Source organism: Priestia sp. AB (genome assembly GCF_028369225.1).
GTDB classification, from domain to species: domain Bacteria; phylum Bacillota; class Bacilli; order Bacillales; family Bacillaceae_H; genus Priestia; species Priestia megaterium.
In genome coordinates this window covers 356,817-379,462 of sequence record NZ_JAQMYN010000004.1, presented here as the reverse complement: position 1 = coordinate 379,462, position 22,646 = coordinate 356,817, and the positions used below count along the sequence as shown (strand labels likewise).

Here is a 22,646-nt window from a genome sequence, read left to right as displayed (position 1 = left end):
TAGGTAACTTGGTGAAGGAGGATAGAATATGGGGATTTTTTCAAAAGGAAAAGAGAGGTATTTAAACTCTGTGAAGTGGCTATCTAAAAACTCAATTCATTTAAGCGAACCGGCTGAATGTACGCCTCAAGAGTTTGAATTTCTCCGTCATATCGTAAAAGATAAGAGAACTGTGTGGTTAGGGGAAAATGGTCACAACATAAGAGAACATAATATGATGAAGTCAAAAATAATAGAATTTCTACATAAAGAAATGAATTTTACCGTACTGGCATTTGAAAGCGGATTAGCTGAATGCTACAGCGCTAATGAGTTAAAGGAAGAGTTTACAGATGAAGACTTTTTAAAAAACGCCGTTTATTCTTTATGGGCAACAAAAGAAAATCTGCCTTTGTTTCAGCTAATGAAAAAATCAGATTTAAGTTTAATAGGAATAGATATTAACCCTTCTTCTAATCCTGATCTTTTCGTAAAATTTGTTCAGCAGCTGAGTCCCGTAGTGTCTGAAGACGTGATAGAAAAGATAGAATACATTGAATCAAGTATATATAAATGGTACTACCAGCTAGGGCAATATAAAGCGAGAAGAAAAAAAGTCCCAGCAGAAATGCTACGTGAGTTTGCAGAGTTTAAAGAAAAAGCAAGCGCAGTGATAGGAGATTTAGAAGCTTATCTACTTGAAGAATACGTTTTGCATCTTGAAAATCAAGAGCTTGTATGTAAAGTTAAAATAATTATTCGATGCCTGCAAAATCGCTTATATTTTATTAACCATATTCACCATAATCATCGAACGTATAAAAAAGTAAGAGAAAAAAGGATGAAGGAAAATCTAGAGTGGGTTTGTCAGGAGCTGTATCCTGAGGAAAACATCATTATTTGGGCACATAATCTTCATATCTTTAAACAATACAAAACGTTTACGGGATTTGAACCTCTAGGAGCGATTGTCTCTAATGAAATAAAAAAACAGTCTTATTACTTAGGCTTATTTATGTATGAAGGTGAAATACATACGGATACAGGGCAGCCATATAAAATAGAGAAGCCGCCTAAAAAAAGTCTAGAGGACTATATGCATCAAGTGCAATCACCGGCCTTATTTACTGATTTCTCACAGCTTGAAAAAAAATCAGACAACAAATGGATATTTACTAAAACGATCTTTTTAGAAAGTGGTACTATGCCAACTTTATTTGTACCGCGTGACCAGCTAGACGGTGCTTTATTTGTTGAGTCTGTGTCTCCGCCTGAGTATCTTAAACGCAGTAAAAATAAATAAGAAATCGTAATGAACAAAGAAGAGGTGCACATTGAAAATCTATAAATGCAGCAAAGAACATGGCAAAAAAGTAGAAAAATATCAGTCGCATTTAGCCACTTACATAAAAATGGCACGAACAAATGAAGCAGCTACGATCGGTTATATGTATATAGAAGGAGAAGGAACGATAGGGCATCATCAAGCTCCTATCTCTCAGCTATTTATCGTAGTCGAAGGTGAGGGATGGGTAACAGGAGAGAATCAAAAACGAATATCCATTAAACGTGGAGAAGCAGTACTGTGGGAAAAAGGAGAGTGGCATACATCGGGAAGTGAAACCGGCATGACGGCCATTGTCATTCAATCGGAGGAGCTACATCCTGAAACATTTATGGAAAGAAAAAAGCACGCTTAGATAAGTTATCTAGGCGTGCCACTTTTCTATAGGACTTCAAAATTTTTAAGGGCAAACTCAATCCCGTCTTCACCCGATTTCTTCGTGACAAAATCTGCGGCGTTTTTTAACTTATCAGATCCGTTCCCCATCGCAATTCCAAGGCCGGCTAATTCTATCATATCGATGTCATTTTCTCCGTCTCCGAATGCGATAGCCTCGGATTGATCGATGTTAAAATAGTCTAAGACCTTCAGGATAGCTACCGATTTTGTAATTTCTTCTTGAAGAACACTTACGACAAAAGGGTGCCATCTTTTAAACATTAAATGAGGAAATCGCTGCGTATACTGCTCAGCCGTTTTATCATCACCATATAGACACATTAAATAAATATCTTCGTCATAAATACGCTCATTCATTTGAGGATAATCACTGAGCGATAATGTTTCCTTCAGGGCTTTTAAAATATTATCATCTTTGATTCCGTTCATGCTGAGCTCTTTTGTATAAAATGAAAGACCGTGATTTTGCGAGGCTGCATATTCAAAGACTTCGCGCGCGACGTGCTTGTCCATGGACAGCTTACAAATGACTTCTTCATTATGTACAGTAAACGCTCCGTTTGCGGTAATGAGCGTATCTATGCCTAATTCTTTAATTTCTTCACAGAGAGATAAAGGTCTGCCTGTTGCGGCAACAACTTTTATTCCTTTATGTTTTAAGCTTTTTACAATCTCTCGAGTTTTAGCGGAAATAGTCCCGTTTTCGTGATGAGTAAGAGTTCCGTCCACGTCAAAGAATACGATTTTATAGCTCATAGTAATCTCCTTGCTTAAACAGCTCTATCTTTTTTTACATTTGCAAATAATAATGCACAAACTAAGATAGCTGCCGCATATGAAAACGCCGAAACAACTGGTTTATGTAAAAAAGCAGTATGGTTGTATGAAGAGTCATACAAATAAAGAGCGGCTAAAAATAGAAAAGGCAGTAGTTTTTTCATGCTGTCACCTCCTGGCTTTATTATACATATTTTCCTTGGATTTGTATGTAATCTTAGTGAAAGCGATAGAATAATAGTATTTTACATAAGCAAAGAGAAAGAGAAGTGACGAGTATGACCGTACATCGCTATATAGGTTCTCCTTATGAATTGCCTACAGGAAGCTTTAGCACAAAAGAAACGCTGGTGCCTTTATCCGAAGTTTCTCCTTTTAATCGAAATCAAAAGAAAGATAAGCTAATTACAATCTACGAGAAAGAAGAAGATGCGTACGGTATTAGTATCAATCACTTAACCGACGGGTACAGTGACATAGAGCACGCATTCACCTTGCCCTATATCTACGAAGTATCTTGTGATGCACATTCTAAATCAATAAGAGCGTTGTTTACTTATATTGAGGAATGCCTTGTAGAGGGCTGTCACATGGAATTATATTCTTGCTTGGACGGTGATGAAGCGGAAGAAAAAGATTCAAGTCTAGATACGTTTATTAACTTAAAAACGCTTTATTTTGGAAAGCATTATAAATTAAATAAAAAGAAGTACATCTATGAATTAGGAGAAATGTTTACATTTGAAGACAAACAATTTGTAGTGGTGGTTAAGTGAGTTGGTTAGCCTGTAACTTTTGGGTAAGAGTTATAGGCTAACCAGTTTAGGTAGACTAGTATTTATAAAAAAGGCTTAATATATGGAAGACTCAAACCAAAATAAATAACAAATGACATAAGCAAGTAACAACCAATAACACTTCTTCTAACTGGTTTAGAAGCTTTTTTTAACCAGCCCCAGTGTTTATCATCATAGTCAAAAATAAAGTAGTCCAAGATAACCGATAAAGTGATAATGGCAGTAATCATTAATAGACCCATATGTATCCTCGCTTTCAGTTTATAAAATAATTTCCTATTTATAACAATATACCTTGTTATCCAATTAATTACAAATAGATAAAAGTATTATGAATGGTTTATTGTAACTACCGTATTATGGTAAAATTTACAGAGTATATTAAGAAAGATGTGAAGAAGTTGGACGTAGTAAAAGAAGTAAAGCTATTAAAATATCAAATGAGTCTGATGAAACATATGATTAACGCAGAGGAACACCCTTTTTTTATGTTCACGATTGATCATGAATTTGAAGAAAATCAAGTCAATGCATTCTTAAAAATACTAGGTGTGTTTAGCTACCGAATAAAAGGTGAAGAAATTTTCGAATGGTATCAAAATGATCAGCTGTTCTCTCAATTTAACCTTTCGTTAGATAAACTATATGCGTCAGAACCACCTACGCTAGAAGAATTAAAAATGTATGTGACTAAAATTTTTTATCAGGAATTTGAACTAGAATATTTATTGTGCAGTTTGAAGAAGCAGTTTATTCAAACCGAAGTTTGTGATTTTTTCTTGAAGCGTTTAAAAACAGATTTGAAATAAATGATTTAAGAGGGTTTTAAATATGTAGAGTTTAAAGGGAAGGAAGTTTAATTGAAGTGGCACGAATTATCAACTTTTGGTCATTTATGTGTGCGTTACTGTGCGTTGTGTTCTTTTTCATCGCTTTTAATCACCCAGCGTTATTTAATATAAATTTTTGTTTAGCGATGATTCTATTTTTCGTCGGCATTATAGGGTTCTTTGGAATAAACAATTGGGCATCGGCTCTAAGAAGTATTCTAACGCTGGTAATTAGTGCTGGATTAATTCTAGTGACAGGATTTATTATCTTCATCGGCAATCTTTTTTCATAGCAGATACATAAGAGATACTAAAGATTCTCATTTAGAGAACCTTTAGTAAGCACACTGTAGAAACAATTAAAATAGTACGCTGACTTAACGTTACTCCTCATCCTTTGTTGTAGCTGCTCGATTCTCATATATTTTCTCAATAATTTTATACGTAATTCCAGTTAAAACGGACAGAATTAGCACCTTTCCTACAAGGTTAAGACCATAGTTATATTTTAGATATTCTAATAGTACTGCATAGAAAAATACGCAGATGCCTAATATAACATGTTTCATAAAAAACTCCTTTTGACTTGATACGTCTATGTTTTAACGTATAAAAGATGGCTAAATCGTTAACCCTCTTTTAAAAAAGCTTATTGAGTGATTAGGTGCAGTCTAACTCATTTATTTACATTCAAAAGAATAGTCATTGGTAATTGGATTATGTATTTCTACTATGGCTTCTCCGCCGTTATCATAACATTTTGAAGTAAACGTTTTTATCTCTGAACTATTAAAATAGCTAGAACAGTTAATCAACACAGAGATTACTAGTAATAAAGTAAGTAAAACAATTACTATTTCTTTTATTTTGGATTCAACGCTAGGTTTAATTTTTTATTCTCCTTTGCAAGTTACATTAAAAGCTATAGGTGCAGTAACAATGTGTCATAGTTAACGTTTGAATTTTAAGAGCTTGATCTTCGAATAGTCGAAAATCAAGCTTTTATTCTTTCATATAGAAATTTTAATAATCTTATCTACACCCCGATTTTCTTACGTTTTTTAATTGACCTGTTTTATTCATAGTCAACCGTCGTTCCGCCAAACATAAACGTAATAATCCCCAGTACAAAAAACAGCTGAGAAATTACGCCTACTATACTGCAAATCAGCCCGGCAATAGCGAGTCCTTTACCGCTTTGATTGGTAGCAGCTATTTGATTTGATGCTTTTTTGTAGAAGATAATTCCAATAATACCTGTAATAAACCCGATGATTGGAATAAAAATGGACAGAATACCTAGAGTTAGAGAAACAATAGAGTTGGTGTTTACTTGAGGTTTTGTATTAGTTTCCAATAGATTCACTCCCTATAAATGATATTTTTTGATTATACCATAAAAAGGAATAATATCCTTTTTGCTAATAAAAGTAGAAATTTTTAGAATTATATGTTTCCCGGTATATTTTCTATGCGCCGTTTCGTCAAACGTATGATGACATGTACAAAAAGAAACCTGTTTTTTGACTTCTATAAGAAAATCGATTTTGCGGGCTACCTTAGATTAAATCTGCTTCATAAAACATTTAACCTAAATTAAGGAAAATATGATACAATAATCCATAAGGATGTGAATAAATGGAATTGTTTATACCGGATGCTTTTCTGTATTTATCATGTGCGATTATGACGGCATTCTTTGTGCATGCTGCTATTAAATTAGCTACATTTCAAACAATACATAAGCATGTTTGTCTGCAGCATAAAGACATGTGTCTTATACAAAACGTGAATCTTTTACGCGCTCAGGATCTCATATGCTGCGTGTATTACAAATTTAAATTGATATGATTGGTGATCAAGCTTAAGTAATAAGCACTTTTACAAAAGTTAATTGTGTCCTTTATGCACATGTATTATAGTAAAAGATGCAGTTTTAAAATGAGAAAGGAGATTATATGGGCAATTTGTTTAAACAGGCTTCAAACGTATCAAAAAACGCTTTTATTGCTACACTGATTTTGTATATCATTATTGTAGTGTCTTTTATTCCATCAATTGTATTTGCGGGAGCTTTCTTTGCTATAGTAATTAAAATAGCAGCAGCACTTTTAATCTTAGTGACAATCCTAGGAATGATTTATTCGTTCTTCATTAGAGGCGGTCAAAAATTTCTTTTTTTATTGTTACATGCCGCTTCTTTAGTTATTGTTTTGTTTAGTATCTCTGCTTTTATGCTGGCTAAAAGCGCTGAGTTGACATAACGAAGAGGAATTACATATGCAAAAAGGCAGGAGAAATTCTGTCTTTTTTATTTTTGTATGATTTCAAGAGGACTCGTATGTTCTAGGGAGGGGCTGCTGACTATTTGGCTAAACTTGTTTAATAAGAAGAAAAGAAGAAAAAGGATATGTGATAATTCATCAGCAGAAGAGGGAAGAAGTGGCAACTAAAATATAAAAAGGTGTCCTGAAACCCGATGAAGCCAACTACCCATCGTTCAATTTTTTCCCCAATAACCCGACCTCTCATCACTAATTGCTTTACCTAAAGAGTATGCGAGCGTATCTAGAGGTCGAGCTGAGGTTGCAGTAGAAACCAAAGGAAAGGCAATTTCCGTACTTTTCTTTACAAACAGTGGGCTCTTCGGCCATTTCTCAGGTTTTGTTTATGACCCAAACAACCGTAAACCTTCATCGGCGATTTTGGTCTGAAGTTTGAAGAAATAAAAAAGTTACAAAGGAATTGGTATTATGTAGCTTATTAATTCAAAGCCTCTGTTTTTTAGGTTTCCCGTAATTTGTTTATGGTATGTCAGCACTAAACGAGACCACTATTTTAAAGTGTTCAAGTTTGTGATTAATCGGACTTATGAAACTAAGCGTCCTATGAATTCCGATATAATTAAACCACTGGAGGCAGTCCTCGTAGTCTACTTAATCTTAAAAATCTGTGCAGCCTGGCCCATAGACTCTATAGTTACTATAGGGTCTAGTTAGCGTGCTTGATTAATAACAAAGAAATTTAATACATCAAAAATAACTAAAGGAATAAATAGCAATAATTTTTAAGAAAATTTTAATAACTTGCTAAGAAACTTCTAATTTCCTCTTTATTTTTTTGTAAGTTGTCTCCTTTAAAATAAAAGTAATCGAGTAGCCCACCTTATTTTGAGTGGTTGAAAGCTCAATAGGGTTGTATGACGAAAATACGAATGGGTAACCTCACTACTTAAAATGGAGGCTGATGTACACTTATGAATCTAGAGGTTTTTCGAAATTACTCCTTGCAGCATTTGAAGAAAGATATACTATCGGGTATTGTTGTTGGCATTATAGCTATACCTTTAGGGTTAGGATTTGCGATAGCTTCTGGAATATCGCCTGTTACAGGACTTTATACAACGATTGTAGCGGGCTTGCTAATTGCTATTTTAGGTGGATGTAGGTTTCAAATCGCGGGACCTACCGGTGCATTTGTTCCTGTTTTATTAGGGATTGTGTTGCAATATGGCTATGAAAACTTATTAATTGCCGGCTTTATGTCCGGAATTCTCCTCATTATCTTTGCGCTATGTAAAGTAGGAGCTTTAATCAAGTATTTTCCATCCTCTATTATTGTAGGATTTCAGTCAGGAATTGCGCTGATTATCTTTAGCGGGCAGATTCCAAACTTTCTTGGGCTGCACGCGATTGACAAATTTCAGTTTTTTCATTTGAATATAAAAGAGATCTTTGGTAATTTACACTTCATCAACATCTATAGTATCGCTACAGCAGGACTGTGCTTAGCTACGATTTTAATTGTTCTTTACTTTTCACCTAAGTCGCTGGGAATGTCTTATTTACTTGGAATTATTGTATCAACGGGCTTGGCATCTTTTTTCTTTTCCAATCAGTTTGAAACCATTGGTTCCATTTACGGAGAGATACCTCGTCATTTCCCGGCGCCAGCGTTTCCAGATATAACAGTGGAGAGGGTGGTCACTCTTTTACCTTCTGCATTTGTCATTGCTGTACTTGTAGGGTTACAATCTTTACTGACAGCTCGCGTTGCAGATGAAATGACAAAATCAAAGCACAGCAGCAAAAAAGAACTGATTGGCCAGGGAATCGTAAACATGGTAACGCCGATGTTTTCAGGTATTCCCGCAGCAGGAGAAATTGCAAGAACGGTTACCAATATTAAAAACGGCGCTTCATCTCCAATTGCAGGAATCACGCACGCTATCTTTGTGTTGATTGTGCTGCTGGTGCTTGCTCCGTATGCTTCATACGTAGCGCTTGCCAGTCTCGCACCCGTATTGATGGTCGTAGCGTGGAATATCAGTAAAAAAGAACAGTTCGCAAAGGTAATAAAAGAAAAATCGTTTCATTCAGTGGTTTTACTTACGACATTTTCATTAACGGTGTTTACAAACCTGACAATTGGAATCGCCGTTGGATTATGCCTGTGTGGTGTACACTTTATGGTGAAAAAGAGCCAAGAAAAACAAAAGCTATTAAGAAAAACTGGTTAATGTAAGCATATAAAATAATACGCGTAAAAACCCCCGCTGTAGGCTTAGACAGTGGGGGTTTTAGTAGTAATGAAAAAGACTGTCTCAATTACTTTCCCTCAAACCAACAGCGGGCGTTATCAAAAAGCATGTGCTGAATCTGCTGTTCCGTTACGCCTTTTCTTTTTAATTCCGGCACGACTTCCTCTAACACAAAGCTCATCGACCATTTTGGAAAACGTTCTTCAATCACGCCTTCTGGAAACCAGTCCATTGTACAGCAGTAGTCTTGTGATAGAAACATGCGGTTTGAATATCCTTGTTTAGCCAATTCAATGACCGTTTCATTTCTATTTTCAGTTGAACATTCTCTTGTCAAACCGTAGCGGTCCATTCCAATAAAAGCCCCTTGTTTTAAAATATTTGAAATATATTCAAGGTTATCCGTATCTCCCGTATGTCCAATAAGGATTTGATTCGGATTAGCGCCTTCATCCAGTAAGATATCAAGCTGCTTTAAGCCTGTGCCGCTAGCGGGGTGTGAATGGGTCATAATCGGCACGCCTGTTTTTTTATGAGCTCGTGCTACAGCGCGCATTACTTTTTCTACATCAGCCGTTACTCCAGGTGCATCCGTAGCGCATTTTAGAAAACCTGCTTTGATCGACGTGTTTTGAATGCCGACTTCAATGTCTCGAACAAACAGGTCTGCCATATAGTCAATGCTTCGAGTTTGAAAATGGGTAGGGATGTAGTTATACGTATAAATTCCTGTGGCTGCAATGATTTGAGTGTCTGTTTCACGGGCAATTCGTTCAATAAAACGAATATCCCGCCCTTGTTCCATCACCGTAGGATCACAGATTGTTTTGACTCCGAGTGCCTTCGCACGATTTACTTGTTCGACTGCTTTTGCAACTTCTTGTTCTTCATCATACAAATGAGGAAACTGTGCATGAACAGATTCAGAACGAACGCGCATATGCTCATGGATTAACGTTAGCCCTAGTTCTGACGCGTTGACTGGGCCTGTTACAGAATTGATAAATGTCATAGTATATTCCTTTCATAACCTACCTGTAAATCAAACAGTGGATGACCAGGTACATTTTTAATTTAATCTGTTTTATTTTTATATATAGACTACCGTTATAAAAAACACATATTGTATTATACAACATATTTATTGTCTTACACAACAGGCGGTACTTTTACTCCCTATGACAAAAAATCCTTCTTTCCAAGCAGAAAGAAGGACCATTCATATTGATGATTACCCAGCATTTACGCTGTAATTATCACCGTTTAATTTACGAAATTTTAGATAGCTGCCAACTCTCCAAATGACAATATATATAAAAGCTAGCGTCATCGTTAAGACCGCGAAGTCTATCGAATCTAACCCTTTAAAGTACTGGCTCAAAGCCATTCTTATAAAGATAATAGCGATAATCACATATTTAAAATTCTTATTTGGCTTTGAGTAAATGAAGCCGTCTTCTCTTACTTCATAGTCCGTTTGGCTAAGCATAATGAGCCCGAATATAACACCTAATACACCAGCAATCAGCATTTCCCAGTAGGGTGGTAAGTGAAAGGGCTGGCCTGGTATGTGCATCATCTGACTTAGACTAAGTGAAAATGCAATTAATATGAACAAAATAGGAGCTAATATACCAAGTCCATTCCTTTTAATGGGTCTATGTCTCTTTTTAACCCTTCTCCAAATAATGAATCCAATAAGAGCGATAACCAATATATAAATAAATAGCATTTCCATCGTCATGTTTCCTCCTTTTTTATTTGGATGTTCGTACAATCCACTATTTAGTATAAACAATAAAAGGATGAAGATAAAAGTGCATTCTTTCATTTTTTACACATGAGAATTCTCATTATTTTTTATGACTGCCGTTTTAGTTTTTTGTATATGCTTCATTAACTGTTTATCTCTTTTTTACCATAATATGTTATAATTATAGAAAGCGTAGTGTAAATAAATTTTGTTTACACGCTGTCATAGTTATAGAGGTGAATGAGTTGAGGTTAGGAAATCAATTGCAAAAGTTAAGAGAAGAACAAAAGATTTCGGAAGAAGAGGTTGCTGAGCAGCTGAGTGTATCGGTACAGCACATACATAAGTGGGAGAATAATAAAAGCTATCCTGACATTCAGCATCTTTTAAAATTAAGCGACATCTACGAGACGACTATTGATGAATTTATTAAAAAGGATGCCACATTACAAAACAGAATAAACATTCGTGAAGAAGAAAAAAAGGACGACGATGAACTGTTTCACCCAGGTTTTTATATCGGAATAGGTATTATGTTTCTTGGTACTTTTCTTAGCCTGATTATCGGCAATCTTATGATTATGATGGTAACCAACATCGCTGGAATGTTAATTACTTGTTTTTATAAAGATATCTTAAAACTTTTAAAAGACGTCAAAAAAGATTTTTATGAACAAGGATGAAATAGCAGAAAAACGATGAGGTGTACCAGGTGAAAGAATTGAAATTGAATTTTATGATCATATCTCTTTTATGTTTAGCCAGCTATTACTTATTTCGAGTGGTCGCATACGCTTTAGCAAGAAAGTATGTAGATAAAACGTCTGAGGGAAGTGCTTTGAATTGGGCTGTAAATGTACTTGTTAGAGGCGGTAAAAAGATGGAGCTCAGTGATTATGTCACATGGGCAGGATTTTGTGCGTTTTTGTACCTTGTATAATCACAGTAAAACAGGAGAAAACCATCTCCTTATTTTAAACGCATAGAACGTTGCCTTAAACTTTACTCAGTACTTTCTACGAGCTCAAATGATAAAAGAGTCAGTAACATATAAAATTCTTAAATAGTATAGGTTATTAATGAAAGCTAAAGGAGAAAGTTGGTTTAGTAATGATTAAGTCAAAACTTTTGTGGAAAGTTATTGGTCTAGAAATCTTAGTCATTTTTTGGTTTGTGGTAAACGGTGCATACGTGAGCATGACGCATCCTACTACACATTATCTTCAGTTTTTAGGAATCGTTCCTTTGGCAATAGGAATAGCTTTTTATCTCACAAAAACAAAAAAGTGGCAGCATTTCTTCTCTTTTCAACAAAACATGTCGTTTAGAACGAGAATTCATTTTTAAGCGGTTATGCTTTCTATTTATGGAATCAAAAATCTACTTTATCTGTTTCTCATAATCAAGTTAGTGGCTAATTAAAAGAGGTTGAGACAAAAGTAGTTTAGTTGAAGGTGAATCCGAACGAGGGATGGAGAATCAAACTCGTTCGGATTTTTTTGTTATTGTGATGGACGTAGGTTTCGTTTATGTGGGTAGGTGCTTCTAGCGGTTGATTGGAGGGCATGGCGAAGACTCCTGCGGGAAAAGCGGAATAGGTGAGACCTCGCAGGAACGTAAGCGACGGGGAGGCTCAGCGGGCGCCCGCGGAAAGCGAAGCCTTGCACGGAAATTAACAGCGGTGTAGCAAGTGACTTATACTAGCTCCTTTCTCCAATTTGCTAGACTTTAGATTTAATTGCTTTAGTTTGTGGTCTCACTCTCTTTTTAGAGTTCCGAAGCAGGTATTAATCTATCCAAAGCTGAATAACTCTTATGACTAATGCTGCTAAATTTAATTTGTTGAGATCTTATTAAACGCAAAAGGGGAGAAACGTATGTGTGAAGAAAAGGTAGGTATTATTACGGGTGGAACGTCGGGGATTGGTTTAGCAACAGCGGAATTACTTGCAAAAGAAGGCATGCATGTTGTGATCGCTTCTAGAAATAGTGAAAAAGGAGAAGAAGCTCTTTCAGGATTAAGAAAGTGGTCTCCTCGATCTCTTTTTATCAAAACCGATGTAACGAATAGTCAAGATGTTAAAAACCTTGTTAGCCAAACATACTCTACATTTGGAAAAATTGACGTGGGTTTTAACAATGCGGCTAACACTGAGGCTTCCTCTAGTGCTACACATGAATTCAAAGAAGAGGACTTTGATCATTTAATTAACGTTACGTTAAAAAGTGTATGGCTTTGTATGAAGTATCAGCTGCAGGTAATGACCAAACAAAACAGCGGTATCATTGTGAATACATCGTCAATGGACGCGATTTTATGTTCAGCGGGGACTGGCGTATATGCGGCTGGAAAAAGCGGTGTGATCGCTTTAACGAAATCAGTTGCTCAGGAATATGGCCATCAAAATATAAGAATTAACTCTTTTTGCCCGGGTGCATTTCGTACGCCTATGTTAGAAGAAAGATTTTCAGACCTATCTTCAAAGGAAAAAGTAAAGCTCAATGAATCTTATCAAAAGCTAAACGCGCTGGGCAGAATTGGTGATCCGCTTGAAGCGGCCAAAGCAGTAAAGTGGCTTCTTTCGGATGACGCTTCTTTTGTTACGGGTCAAAACATTATTGTAGATGGTGGAATTGGGTTTAGGTTTGAGTAAGAATAATGGAATAAAAAGATATTTAAGGGGATGCGAAGGTTTTGCAGGAGTTGCATTAATGATGTTATTGTTTCCTATTTTCTTTTTAATAGGACTCGTTACGCTTTTAACAGGAGTCTTTAAAAAAGAGAGTGTGAATAAATCTATTTAAAAAAAGAAGGAACAATCAAGAGTACAATTGATGGTAATATAAATCCGAAATAACTAAGATAAAACCTTTAATCTATTAATAAAAAAAGCCAATTCGTGTTAAATTCGAATTGGCTTTTGCATTTTTCGGAACGACTGTTGTACAAATACACCTTTGTAAAGCAAGAATCTCTTTTATTACTCTTCTGATTTTGAAGATAGCACTTCTTTTTTTAGAAAGAAGCATAAAACAAAGGCAATGATCGTAAGTACAAATGCGTAAGTATAGATATGCTGAAACGATTCAATAAATAAAACTTTAATTTTCATAAATAATTCTGGAGTAAGTCCGTTTGGAATTCCTCCTGCTGCCAGGCTATTCATGTTATTTGCCATACTTTTAGGCAATTCATCGCCTAAACTGCTTAGCTTTGACGTAAGTGTGGAAGATAATAGCGTCCCAAACATACTTACTCCGACAGTTGCGCCAATAGACTGAAACAATGGAACGGTTGCCAAGGCAATTCCTTTGTGTTCTTTTTCTACAGATTCTTGAACAATTAAGTTATCTCCACCGAACATAACGCCTAAACCAAGACCGGTGATAAAAAAGAAAATAATGATCTGCAGGGTAGTGGTACTAATATCTAATTTAGAAAATAAATAAAAACCGATAACAGGCATAATGAAAGAAATCACGAATAATTCGCGGTACCGAACTTTTGTTAATAGAAATCCAGAAACGATTGAAGTTGCAACAGCACCTACCATCATGGGCAAAGTTAAATACCCAGATTCTGTAGGAGTAAGGCCTAATACGTTTTGTGCAAAGTAAGGGAAAGATGAGAATGAGCCCATCAATCCACAGCCTACAGTAAAAACAAGCAGTGACAATACTAAAATATTACGATTTCTAAATAGATGCAGCGGTACAATAGGTTCAATCACTTTTGATTCCACCCAAATAAACAGTCCAATTAAAATCACGCCTACACATAGTAGCGAAACGATAAATGGAGAGCTCCACGTATACCCTTCGTTCTCGACTAAAACAGGCGTAATTAATAACGAAATGATTGCAGCTACTAGAAGAATAGCTCCTGCCCAATCAATTGTTACTTTTTTTCTTTCATGTACTTCTTTTAACCCACTTGCTAAAAAAATAACTGCTATTAATCCTACAGGAATATTTACGAAGAAAATCCAGTGCCAGCTTGCTTGATCTACAAAAAAGCCGCCCATTAACGGACCTAAAAGCATAGGGATAAACATAACTGGTCCCATAAACGCTTGAACTTTTGCTCGTTGTTCAACAGGGAATAAATCACTCGAAATCGTCATGGCTAATGGCATTAAGCCACCCGCGCCAAGTCCTTGAATTCCTCGTCCAATTAAAAGCATAATCATTGAATGAGAAAGCCCGCATATAATGGAGCCTCCAATAAAGAAAGCCATAGAAGCGAAGTAGACTTTTTTTCGACTAAATAAATCGGCTAATTTTCCTAGTATAGGCATGAAAGCAGATAGAGCTAGCATATAGATGCCTGCAACCCAGCCATACATAGATAATCCGCCAAGATCACGTATAATCGTTGGCATGGCTGTATTTACAACTGTTTCATCAAGCTCAGAAAAAATAATTCCAATCATTAATCCAGTCATTACTAGTATTTTATTGTTTTTATTATTTAAAACTTGTTCTCCAACATTTGAGATGTTTTCCATATTGCGTTTCCTCTCGTGAAATTATTAGAAATGATCACTAAACAGCATGTGAATCATTTCTCGTTATTATCTCTATTAGTCTCTCGGGAATTTCGGTTTCTAAATCTCGGTGTTCTAAATTCAGCACCGCCTCCCCAAGGTCCGCGCCCAAAACTTCTTGGACCATGCTCTGGATCACCGCCAAAAAATCTATGGTGAGGTCCAAATCCTCGTAGGTCATTAGGGCTTCGAAATTCTTGATTTTCATCATGACCTTGTTTTAACATTTCTTCATCTAAATAAGTATTTAACTTTTGCATTAAATGTGAAAGAGTATCCTGCTCTTCTTCTGAAAGAACATCAAAGATGCCTGAGTTATTGTCTTGTTCCTCCGTAGCCTCGATAGCTTCTAGTCCAGCTTCTGTTAGCTCAACGGAAAGTACTCGCCGATCTTTCTCAGATGGCGTACGAACAATGTAACCTTTTCTTTCTAACTTACTAAGTAATTCACCTATTGACTGAGGTCTCATATCCAGTAAGTACGACAGCTCTTTTTGTGTAGTTTTAGGCTGCAATTTTAATAATTTTAATATCCGTCCTTGCCCCCGGTGCTGATCACCTAGTGCTCCAGCATCTCTTCGATTAACAAAGTAGTGTCGCTGGTATCTTGCCAGCTGTCTCTGGAACCTGAAAAATTGATCAATCAAATCTTGCTCGTGTAAATATTCGTTATCTCTTTCATTCACGATAAAAGCCTCCTTACTAATTTAACGTTATCCTTATCTGCACAAAAAATTTTATCTTCTCAAAAAAAGATAAGGTACCTTACCAAATAGTAAAGGTACCTTATTAAAATGTCAATATCTTATAAAAAAGATATTTTGACAAAGTTAAACATATGTATAAAAGCTGAATAGTTAAAGGTCTTGCTAAGTAAATTTTATTTTGAATAGCAGTAAACGTTTCTGTGGTGAAATTCGAAGAGCAGTTACTACTTCTTAAATGATTAATCCTATAACTAAAGTGCGAATTACATTTCTTTCCGCATTTTTATTTAAATTCACTGATGTTGACTTTAAAAAAAGAATATAAACAAAGTGAGAAAAAGAATAAAAATCCTAATGTAATAGGGATTTATTGATTTTTTAATGTTCAAAAAATTATGGGTAAATCATACCTTACAATTCTGATAAAAATAATATAAATTATAATGTATATAGGTATGTTTACAGAGTTTAAAGGAGTGTGTATGATGTCGTTTAGTTATGTTTCTCACTTATATTGTCCTAAATGTAAAAATGAATATAGTCCAAAAGAAAAACATCAATTATGTGAATGTGGCTCACCTTTATTAGTAGCGTATGATTTAGAGAGACTGAAAGACAATCTAAGTCCAGAAGATGTCCAAAGCAGACAACCAAATCTATGGAGATATCATGAGCTGCTTCCAGTAGAAGATCCTAAAAACGTCGTTTCCTTAGGCGAAGGGATGACTCCGCTTATAAAAATGCCTAAGCTAGGTAAAGAAATGAACATTCCAAACTTATATATGAAAGATGAAGGTATTATTCCAACGGGATCATTTAAAGCTAGAGGCGCCGCTGTAGGGGTGTCAAAAGCAAAAGAACTGGGCGTTGAACAGTTAGCGATGCCTACAAATGGCAACGCTGGAGCTGCTTGGTCGCTTTATTCGTCACGCGCTGACATAAAAGCAACCGTTGTGATGCCAAAAGATGCGCCTGTTATTACACGAAATGAGTGTGCTGTCGCTGGAGCTGACCTTTACCTAGTCGATGGACTCATCAGCGATGCGGGTAAAATTGTCGGTGAAGCTATTAAAGCCTGGGGTCTTTATGATGCTTCTACGCTTAAAGAGCCGTACCGAATCGAAGGTAAAAAAACAATGGGCTTAGAAATTGCTGAACAGTTTTCTTGGAATCTTCCTGATGTGATTTTATATCCAACAGGAGGGGGCGTTGGCTTAATCGGAATCTATAAAGCGTTAAATGAATTAAAAGACCTTGGCTGGATTAAAGGTGATCTTCCTCGTTTAGTTGCGGTACAAGCTGAAAACTGCGCGCCTATTGTAAAAGCATGGAATGAAAGAAAACAAGAATCTGAATTTTGGCCGGATTCTTCAACCATTGCCTTTGGGATCAACGTACCAAAAGCGATCGGAGACTTTCTTGTTTTAGAGGCAGTATACAATACAAATGGATGTGCTATTGCGGTTGAAGAAGATAAGATTGTTGAAGAGCAAAAAAAGGTTGCGCAGCTTGAAGGTTCGTTCATTTGCCCTGAAGGCGCTGCTACATTCTTAGCTGCACGCCGTTTGCGAGAAGAAGGATGGATTAAAGAAAACGAAACGGTTGTTGCTTTAAATACAGGGCTTGGAGTTAAATATCCAAATACGGTAGATATTGAAGTCCCTGTTTTAGAGCGAAATGGCAGCCTTACTAAAAAATAAAGCAAGTAAAAAATAGATCTTCTTCTAAGCGAAGGTCTATTTTTTATGTTAATGCAGATAAAATGTTTATCCAATGTAAAAAAATGTAATAAGTGTGAATCTTTATGTTCAAAACTATACGGGTGTATTTAGGTTTAAAGTTTGTCTTAGGGGGTATCTAAGAGAAGAAAGAGAGTATCTTTCTATCCGGAAAAACAGCGTGGTGAGGGAGTGGAGCTGGAATATTACGGAAGTTGAATAATATGCCAAAAGTAACACTGTAAACCAGCTTGCTTTTACAGTAGAAAACTTACTTGAAGCCACGAACGATTATACAGAGAAAGGAGTTGAATTTTTATCCCTCGACCCCCAGCCAACTCTTAAAGTTTTATTCTATGGACCGAATCATCCATTGCTGCACTTGTTAGAACGAGCTTTATATTTATTTTTAAGGCTACATAATTTTTGTAATAGAAACAGTGTATCTATTACAAAATAAAGCTTATATCTAATGGGTTGTAACAATAATTGTCAGATAACCTGAGTGGAAATTGCTACCAAGCACATTGTGAACCAGATGCGCTCTCTTTAACGCCAAGATACTATTTCAGCGACTGTAATTTCATCGAAAACGATCCCTATTTTAGGCGAAAATCGTTTTTTAAATAGCGATGAATTGTACGTTGAAATAAAAAAAGTTTATTTTGGTTTTAATTCATTTATTTGTTAGCGTTCCTTTCTCAGCAATTTTTGGCTTCAATCCCTTTAGCTATAACCTTTTTTAATATTTAACATCACATGAATAGTTTTCGTTTTTTACTTAAAAATAAAGAGAGTTACAATACATTTAAGTGTGAAATATAGTAAGTCAAATTTGACTTTACTACTCAGTCTTGTATAATCGTATACCGCGGAGGTGACGTAATGAAATGAAGTTTAATAAGAAAAAAATTAACGTCGTAGATATTGACACAGCTAAAAAAAGCGTCTTTGCTACAGGAGTAGGAAACGCGATGGAATGGTTTGACTTTGGCTTGTATTCATATTTAGCCGTGATTATTAGTCAAAACTTTTTTAGTGCAGTTGAAAATGATCAGCTCAAATTAGTGTTCACATTTGCTACATTTGCGATTGCCTTTTTAATGCGTCCATTAGGCGGTGTTATATTCGGTAGAATTGGGGACAAGTTAGGAAGGAAAGTCGTTTTAACCACTACCATTATTTTAATGGCCTTTTCCACATTACTCATTGGGTTGTTACCTACATATGATCAAATCGGTATATGGGCACCCATCCTTTTATTAATTGCACGAATCATTCAAGGTTTTTCAACTGGTGGTGAATATGCTGGTGCGATGGTGTATATTGCAGAATCGTCTCCAGATAACAAGCGAAATGTGCTTGGAAGTGGACTAGAAATCGGTACACTTGTGGGTTATATTCTTGCTTCACTGCTAGCTAGCTTACTATTTTTTATTCTGTCGGATAAACAAATGGCCTCATGGGGCTGGAGAATTCCCTTCTTATTAGGATTGCCTTTAGGACTTATTGGTTTTTATTTACGAAGAAGTTTAGGGGAAACACCTATTTTTGAAAATGAACTTTCCAACGAAGACGAAGTTGAAGAAGAAAGCTTCCTCTCTATTTTAAAAAATCACAAAAAAGATGTGTTTGTTTGTTTCGTAGCCGTGGCTTTCTTTAACATTACAAACTATATGCTATTATCGTACATGCCTTCTTATTTGAATGAAATTATTGGTTTATCAAACACAGTTGGTACGGTATTAATTACGGCAGTTATGATTTTAATGGTGCCGCTTGCTCTTATGTTTGGAAAACTGAGCGACAAAATCGGAAACAAGAAAGTTTTCTTAATCGGTTTAGGCGGATTGAGCTTACTGTCAGCCTTTTCGTTCTATTTAATCAACTTAAATGGTTTAGTATTTGTTTCAATCGGTATTCTTATTCTAGGTGTTTTACTTGCTACGTATGAAGGAACAATGCCAGGAACGCTGCCAACAATGTTCTACACAGATATTCGCTACCGTACATTAGCGATCACGTTTAATGTTTCAGTTTCTATCTTTGGTGGAACGACGCCATTGGTTGCGACATGGTTAGTTCACGCAACGGGCAATCACTTGGCTCCAGCGTTCTATTTAACGATTGTGAGTATCATTGGATTCTTCGTAATCTTGTTCCTGTTTGCGAACACGGCAGGAAAATCACTCAAAGGTTCATACCCAACGGTTGCTTCTAAATCTGAATACAATGAAGCCGTTGAAAATCCAAAAGATTCATTATGGTGGCACACAGAGCAAACAGAAAAATAAAGTAAATAAACAGCAACTGCATTAACTGCTGCGCAAAATATGAACACTTAAAAAGAGCCTTCTCCTTATATCGCATAGAGAAGGCTCTTTTTATCATTCAATCATTTATCCCATTCCCTGTATTTGCTATCTTTGATTCTGTATGTTACGATTAAGTTAATTATTTTTGTTCGGTATAAGATTGAGAGAAGAGAAATGTCTTCCATAGAATTTTTTATCTTAAGATAGTATGGTTGGACAAGGGTAGTAATACAAGCGTGGAGTATTCCACACCAGGAGGCAACAATTATGGAACAAGGTACAGTGAAATGGTTTAATGCAGACAAAGGCTTCGGCTTTATCGAAATCGAAGGCGGAGACGATGTATTCGTACATTTCAGCTCTATTCAAGGTGAAGGCTTTAAATCATTAGAAGAAGGTCAAAAAGTAACGTTTGACATCGAACAAGGCCAACGTGGAGCACAAGCTGCTAACGTTCATAAAGTAGCATAATTAAAACTAAAAAAGACTCCACATAGGGGTCTTTTTGCTTTGGATTTTAATAATTTAAAAAGATTACGTAAAAAATAAGTAGAGACATTGGAGACAGAATGCTATCAAAGCAGAGCTACCTATATGTAAAATCCCGTGTCCCAAAAAAATAGAAAAAACCCCCTTATGGTTATAGAACTGTATACTTTAGGAGTACATATACGCCTGAAGGTCTCAAAAATAACTATCCTTCGCTGGATTAACACATTATATTTCCCGATAAATAAAGTTAAAAATTTGATTATTTTTGATACGAGAGAGGATGAGGGATATGAGTATAAGCTTATTTTCCAATGGAGAAATTGTAAATATAAAAGCATCTAATGAAAAAGTGATCATCTTAAAAAGCCATTACGTAAAAAACATGAAAAGATACTCTTATACAGTGGATAAATATCCAAGTACGTTTTTCTTTGAAGAAGAATTAATGAAACGCGAATAAATATTGATTTATAGTTTGGATTTTGCCTATACTATGCTATACTGAATTTACCATTTGTATTACCGATTACTATTTTTGTATTAATAAGCCCTATTCCTCAGTGGATAGGGTTTTATTATGGCATTTTCAAGGGAATGAAAAAGACAGACTCCATGGAGTCTGTCTTTTTATATTTATGATGGATTACGCTTTTTGAACGTTAGAAGCTTGAGGGCCGCGTTGACCTTGTTCTACGTCAAATGTAACTGCTTGACCTTCGTCTAAAGACTTGAAGCCTTCGCTTTGGATTGCTGAGAAATGTACGAATACATCGTCTCCGTTTTCGCGTTCGATGAATCCAAAACCTTTTTCTGCGTTAAACCATTTTACTTTACCTTGTTCCATAATTGTTGCCTCCTAGTGTGACACGCACACATTGTGTTACTATCCTTGCTCAAATCTATAGACGAAAGTTATGTAACTTATCAATCTTTACCGAACAAAAATAATTCTTCTTAAACTTAACAGAATTAGGGACTTATTGCAAGGGTAGAGTCTGTACAGCTACAATTTCTCTTTTATCTATGTTTGCACTATGTGAGCTAAAAAACGATACGTGAGCCTCCTTAGTTCAAATAAAGAGAATGTTTGTGGTACACTTAAATAGTAAAAAACATTTAAAAGTGAGGAATTATATGAACACAACTAAAAAACATCACAGGCCTAAGCGGCTAAAAATTGCTTTCCGAGCATTAATGGTTATTATCGGAGGAATTATTGCAGCTTACGGCTTAGAAACTGTCTTAATTCCAAACCATGTTTCAGATGGAGGGGTAACAGGAATTAGCATCGTCGCTTCAAACCTATTTGGCTTGCCACTTGGGGTTCTCATCGCCGTTATCAACATTCCTTTTGTATGGTTAGGATATCAACAAATTGGGAAAAGCTTTGCCATATTTTCCATCCTCGGAATTGTCTCATTAGCTGTCGGTACTAGCCTCATGCATCACACTCCAGCAATTATTGAAGGAGATACATTACTCGTAACCGTTGTTGGCGGTATTATCCTTGGGTTTGGAATGGGAATTGCACTTCGTAACGGCGGAGCCTTAGATGGCATCGATATGCTGGCCGTGCTGCTTTCTCGAAAACTGCCGTTTGGAACAAGTGATCTTATTTTGTTCTTAAATGCATTTGTATTTATTTTCGTTTCATTAGTATTTGGCCTGCAAGGCGCGATTCTTTCTGCAATTGCATACTTTATTGCATCCAAAGTTATTCACATCGTAGAAGTAGGGTTAAGCGGATCGAAAACCTTCCAGATTATCACTTCTCAGCCTGCGTTAATGGTAGAGACAATACGTGATCGTTTAGGTCGAAGCGCTACATACAAAGAAGCTTACGGCGGTTATTCTCATGAAAAATTTAAGGAAATCACATGCGTAATCAACCGCTTGGAAGAAAGCAAAATGAAAGAAATTATCAACGAAATTGACCCGACGGCTTTTGTTACGGTATATGACGTAGCGGAAGTTAAAGGCGGTAATTTCAGAAAGAATAATATTCACTAAGTTCACCAATCACTACATTTGTATGAACACTCTGTAATAATTCACTTTTAGGTTGGAGTGTAGAGATAAGAAAAGCAGCGTGATGTTTTACATCCGCTGCTTTTTTATATTGCAAAATCCATTTAGTACAGGGCGCCCGTTGTATAGCTAAATTGCTTAGGGGCGGGTTTTAAAACCGGATATGCTGAAATAGTGAAACGGTCAGAATTAGGGTAGATAAGGTATCAGCAGACATTAATGTGATGATTTTCCCTCGATTTTTCTCGTCATCCAACAAATCCAACAGAAAAAATCTCTGAACATAAAAGAACAGAGATTCACCAGAATGATGTTTCTTATATAATACAAAGGATGACTTTTCCTGTCTCAGAAAGGTCATTTTTATTGTAACACCAGCAAGGTCTTAACGCTGTGAGATATCTCACAGCTAGGGAAGA

27 protein-coding genes are annotated in these 22,646 nt (G+C 35.9%); 17 read left to right on the top strand and 10 right to left on the bottom strand.

Annotated features, from left to right (window positions below):
- Positions 1–28 precede the first annotated feature (28 nt).
- Both POF52_RS15180 and POF52_RS15175 read left to right on the top strand, forming a co-directional pair.
- Positions 29–1,282, top strand: coding sequence for an erythromycin esterase family protein (locus POF52_RS15180; RefSeq protein WP_271993317.1), 1,254 nt, complete (start codon positions 29–31; stop codon positions 1,280–1,282).
- A gap of 31 nt (positions 1,283–1,313) precedes the next feature.
- Positions 1,314–1,679: a cupin domain-containing protein gene (locus tag POF52_RS15175; RefSeq protein WP_271993316.1), complete on the top strand. Its 366-nt coding sequence runs from the start codon at positions 1,314–1,316 to the stop codon at positions 1,677–1,679.
- 26 nt (positions 1,680–1,705) lie between these two features.
- On the opposite strand, the gene POF52_RS15170 is transcribed toward POF52_RS15175, so the two are convergent.
- Positions 1,706–2,479, bottom strand: a complete 774-nt coding sequence (locus POF52_RS15170; protein ID WP_271993315.1) for a Cof-type HAD-IIB family hydrolase — start codon at positions 2,477–2,479, stop codon at positions 1,706–1,708.
- Between the two features lie 14 nt (positions 2,480–2,493).
- Positions 2,494–2,664: a hypothetical protein gene (locus tag POF52_RS15165; RefSeq protein WP_271993314.1), complete on the bottom strand. Its 171-nt coding sequence runs from the start codon at positions 2,662–2,664 to the stop codon at positions 2,494–2,496.
- A gap of 114 nt (positions 2,665–2,778) precedes the next feature.
- Here POF52_RS15165 and POF52_RS15160 point away from each other — a divergent pair, with 114 nt between their 5' ends.
- On the top strand, positions 2,779–3,276 hold the full coding sequence (locus tag POF52_RS15160) for a hypothetical protein (protein WP_271993313.1): 498 nt from the start codon (positions 2,779–2,781) through the stop codon (positions 3,274–3,276).
- Positions 3,277–3,338: 62 nt separating this feature from the next.
- On the opposite strand, the gene POF52_RS15155 is transcribed toward POF52_RS15160, so the two are convergent.
- Entirely contained in the window at positions 3,339–3,539 is a 201-nt protein-coding gene (locus POF52_RS15155) for a hypothetical protein (protein ID WP_271993312.1), read from the bottom strand.
- Positions 3,540–3,698: 159 nt separating this feature from the next.
- Here POF52_RS15155 and POF52_RS15150 point away from each other — a divergent pair, with 159 nt between their 5' ends.
- Together POF52_RS15150 and POF52_RS15145 are read left to right on the top strand one after the other, a co-directional pair.
- Positions 3,699–4,106 (top strand): DUF1878 family protein, encoded by a 408-nt coding sequence (locus POF52_RS15150; protein ID WP_257061847.1) that lies wholly within the window; start codon positions 3,699–3,701, stop codon positions 4,104–4,106.
- Between the two features lie 56 nt (positions 4,107–4,162).
- Positions 4,163–4,420 (top strand): hypothetical protein, encoded by a 258-nt coding sequence (locus POF52_RS15145; RefSeq protein ID WP_251530303.1) that lies wholly within the window; start codon positions 4,163–4,165, stop codon positions 4,418–4,420.
- Between the two features lie 90 nt (positions 4,421–4,510).
- On the opposite strand, the gene POF52_RS15140 is transcribed toward POF52_RS15145, so the two are convergent.
- Both POF52_RS15140 and POF52_RS15135 read right to left on the bottom strand, forming a co-directional pair.
- Complete coding sequence (locus tag POF52_RS15140) at positions 4,511–4,696, bottom strand: hypothetical protein (protein WP_042452448.1); 186 nt, start codon at positions 4,694–4,696, stop codon at positions 4,511–4,513.
- 506 nt (positions 4,697–5,202) lie between these two features.
- Positions 5,203–5,484, bottom strand: a complete 282-nt coding sequence (locus POF52_RS15135) for a DUF4190 domain-containing protein (protein WP_271993311.1) — start codon at positions 5,482–5,484, stop codon at positions 5,203–5,205.
- Positions 5,485–6,085: 601 nt separating this feature from the next.
- Between POF52_RS15135 and POF52_RS15130 the strand changes: the two genes are divergently transcribed.
- Both POF52_RS15130 and POF52_RS15125 read left to right on the top strand, forming a co-directional pair.
- Positions 6,086–6,391, top strand: coding sequence for a hypothetical protein (locus POF52_RS15130; protein WP_271993310.1), 306 nt, complete (start codon positions 6,086–6,088; stop codon positions 6,389–6,391).
- 992 nt (positions 6,392–7,383) lie between these two features.
- Positions 7,384–8,646 carry a SulP family inorganic anion transporter gene (locus POF52_RS15125; protein ID WP_271993309.1) on the top strand — a complete coding sequence of 421 codons (1,263 nt, stop codon included), beginning with the start codon at positions 7,384–7,386 and terminating at the stop codon, positions 8,644–8,646.
- A gap of 88 nt (positions 8,647–8,734) precedes the next feature.
- Here POF52_RS15125 and POF52_RS15120 read toward each other — a convergent pair whose 3' ends face one another.
- The gene (locus POF52_RS15120) at positions 8,735–9,679 is read right to left on the bottom strand and encodes a phosphotriesterase family protein (RefSeq protein WP_271993308.1); all 945 of its coding nucleotides are present in this window, start codon (positions 9,677–9,679) and stop codon (positions 8,735–8,737) included.
- Between the two features lie 219 nt (positions 9,680–9,898).
- Entirely contained in the window at positions 9,899–10,405 is a 507-nt protein-coding gene (locus POF52_RS15115) for a CcdC protein domain-containing protein (RefSeq protein WP_271993307.1), read from the bottom strand.
- A 260-nt stretch (positions 10,406–10,665) separates the two neighbouring features.
- Between POF52_RS15115 and POF52_RS15110 the strand changes: the two genes are divergently transcribed.
- The 5 genes from POF52_RS15110 (at position 10,666) to POF52_RS15090 (ending at position 13,074) form a co-directional block, all read left to right on the top strand.
- Complete coding sequence (locus tag POF52_RS15110) at positions 10,666–11,103, top strand: helix-turn-helix domain-containing protein (protein ID WP_271993306.1); 438 nt, start codon at positions 10,666–10,668, stop codon at positions 11,101–11,103.
- Between the two features lie 29 nt (positions 11,104–11,132).
- Complete coding sequence (locus POF52_RS15105) at positions 11,133–11,360, top strand: hypothetical protein (RefSeq protein ID WP_271993305.1); 228 nt, start codon at positions 11,133–11,135, stop codon at positions 11,358–11,360.
- Positions 11,361–11,530: 170 nt separating this feature from the next.
- Positions 11,531–11,767, top strand: a complete 237-nt coding sequence (locus tag POF52_RS15100) for an abortive infection protein (protein ID WP_176584355.1) — start codon at positions 11,531–11,533, stop codon at positions 11,765–11,767.
- Positions 11,768–11,972: 205 nt separating this feature from the next.
- A complete protein-coding gene (locus tag POF52_RS15095) occupies positions 11,973–12,107 on the top strand; it encodes a hypothetical protein (protein WP_255323389.1) in 135 nt (44 codons plus the stop codon).
- Between the two features lie 190 nt (positions 12,108–12,297).
- Complete coding sequence (locus POF52_RS15090) at positions 12,298–13,074, top strand: SDR family NAD(P)-dependent oxidoreductase (protein WP_271993304.1); 777 nt, start codon at positions 12,298–12,300, stop codon at positions 13,072–13,074.
- A gap of 327 nt (positions 13,075–13,401) precedes the next feature.
- Here POF52_RS15090 and POF52_RS15085 read toward each other — a convergent pair whose 3' ends face one another.
- Positions 13,402–14,928, bottom strand: coding sequence for an MDR family MFS transporter (locus tag POF52_RS15085; RefSeq protein ID WP_271993303.1), 1,527 nt, complete (start codon positions 14,926–14,928; stop codon positions 13,402–13,404).
- 53 nt (positions 14,929–14,981) lie between these two features.
- A complete protein-coding gene (locus tag POF52_RS15080) occupies positions 14,982–15,653 on the bottom strand; it encodes a MarR family winged helix-turn-helix transcriptional regulator (RefSeq protein WP_271993302.1) in 672 nt (223 codons plus the stop codon).
- Positions 15,654–16,159: 506 nt separating this feature from the next.
- Here POF52_RS15080 and POF52_RS15075 point away from each other — a divergent pair.
- The 4 genes from POF52_RS15075 (at position 16,160) to POF52_RS15060 (ending at position 20,659) form a co-directional block, all read left to right on the top strand.
- Entirely contained in the window at positions 16,160–17,374 is a 1,215-nt protein-coding gene (locus POF52_RS15075; protein ID WP_271993301.1) for a threonine synthase, read from the top strand.
- 908 nt (positions 17,375–18,282) lie between these two features.
- On the top strand, positions 18,283–19,686 hold the full coding sequence (locus POF52_RS15070; protein ID WP_271993300.1) for an MFS transporter: 1,404 nt from the start codon (positions 18,283–18,285) through the stop codon (positions 19,684–19,686).
- 288 nt (positions 19,687–19,974) lie between these two features.
- Positions 19,975–20,178, top strand: a complete 204-nt coding sequence (locus POF52_RS15065; protein WP_013056405.1) for a cold-shock protein — start codon at positions 19,975–19,977, stop codon at positions 20,176–20,178.
- Between the two features lie 310 nt (positions 20,179–20,488).
- Positions 20,489–20,659 (top strand): hypothetical protein, encoded by a 171-nt coding sequence (locus POF52_RS15060; RefSeq protein ID WP_176584349.1) that lies wholly within the window; start codon positions 20,489–20,491, stop codon positions 20,657–20,659.
- 183 nt (positions 20,660–20,842) lie between these two features.
- On the opposite strand, the gene POF52_RS15055 is transcribed toward POF52_RS15060, so the two are convergent.
- Positions 20,843–21,043: a cold-shock protein gene (locus POF52_RS15055; RefSeq protein ID WP_013058096.1), complete on the bottom strand. Its 201-nt coding sequence runs from the start codon at positions 21,041–21,043 to the stop codon at positions 20,843–20,845.
- A gap of 290 nt (positions 21,044–21,333) precedes the next feature.
- Between POF52_RS15055 and POF52_RS15050 the strand changes: the two genes are divergently transcribed.
- A complete protein-coding gene (locus POF52_RS15050; protein ID WP_013058095.1) occupies positions 21,334–22,209 on the top strand; it encodes a YitT family protein in 876 nt (291 codons plus the stop codon).
- The last annotated feature ends 437 nt before the right edge of the window (positions 22,210–22,646 follow it).

Coding starts and splice junctions, on each gene's coding strand:
- POF52_RS15180 (WP_271993317.1), top strand. CDS start 29: ATGGGGATTTTTTCAAAAGGAAAAGAGAGGTATTTAAACTCTGTGAAG.
- POF52_RS15155 (WP_271993312.1), bottom strand. CDS start 3,539: ATGGGTCTATTAATGATTACTGCCATTATCACTTTATCGGTTATCTTG.
- POF52_RS15070 (WP_271993300.1), top strand. CDS start 18,283: ATGAAGTTTAATAAGAAAAAAATTAACGTCGTAGATATTGACACAGCT.
- POF52_RS15060 (WP_176584349.1), top strand. CDS start 20,489: ATGAGTATAAGCTTATTTTCCAATGGAGAAATTGTAAATATAAAAGCA.
- POF52_RS15140 (WP_042452448.1), bottom strand. CDS start 4,696: ATGAAACATGTTATATTAGGCATCTGCGTATTTTTCTATGCAGTACTA.
- POF52_RS15090 (WP_271993304.1), top strand. CDS start 12,298: ATGTGTGAAGAAAAGGTAGGTATTATTACGGGTGGAACGTCGGGGATT.
- POF52_RS15085 (WP_271993303.1), bottom strand. CDS start 14,928: ATGGAAAACATCTCAAATGTTGGAGAACAAGTTTTAAATAATAAAAAC.
- POF52_RS15075 (WP_271993301.1), top strand. CDS start 16,160: ATGTCGTTTAGTTATGTTTCTCACTTATATTGTCCTAAATGTAAAAAT.
- POF52_RS15125 (WP_271993309.1), top strand. CDS start 7,384: ATGAATCTAGAGGTTTTTCGAAATTACTCCTTGCAGCATTTGAAGAAA.
- POF52_RS15115 (WP_271993307.1), bottom strand. CDS start 10,405: ATGGAAATGCTATTTATTTATATATTGGTTATCGCTCTTATTGGATTC.
- POF52_RS15050 (WP_013058095.1), top strand. CDS start 21,334: ATGAACACAACTAAAAAACATCACAGGCCTAAGCGGCTAAAAATTGCT.
- POF52_RS15160 (WP_271993313.1), top strand. CDS start 2,779: ATGACCGTACATCGCTATATAGGTTCTCCTTATGAATTGCCTACAGGA.
- POF52_RS15055 (WP_013058096.1), bottom strand. CDS start 21,043: ATGGAACAAGGTAAAGTAAAATGGTTTAACGCAGAAAAAGGTTTTGGA.
- POF52_RS15170 (WP_271993315.1), bottom strand. CDS start 2,479: ATGAGCTATAAAATCGTATTCTTTGACGTGGACGGAACTCTTACTCAT.
- POF52_RS15100 (WP_176584355.1), top strand. CDS start 11,531: ATGATTAAGTCAAAACTTTTGTGGAAAGTTATTGGTCTAGAAATCTTA.
- POF52_RS15165 (WP_271993314.1), bottom strand. CDS start 2,664: ATGAAAAAACTACTGCCTTTTCTATTTTTAGCCGCTCTTTATTTGTAT.
- POF52_RS15130 (WP_271993310.1), top strand. CDS start 6,086: ATGGGCAATTTGTTTAAACAGGCTTCAAACGTATCAAAAAACGCTTTT.
- POF52_RS15120 (WP_271993308.1), bottom strand. CDS start 9,679: ATGACATTTATCAATTCTGTAACAGGCCCAGTCAACGCGTCAGAACTA.
- POF52_RS15065 (WP_013056405.1), top strand. CDS start 19,975: ATGGAACAAGGTACAGTGAAATGGTTTAATGCAGACAAAGGCTTCGGC.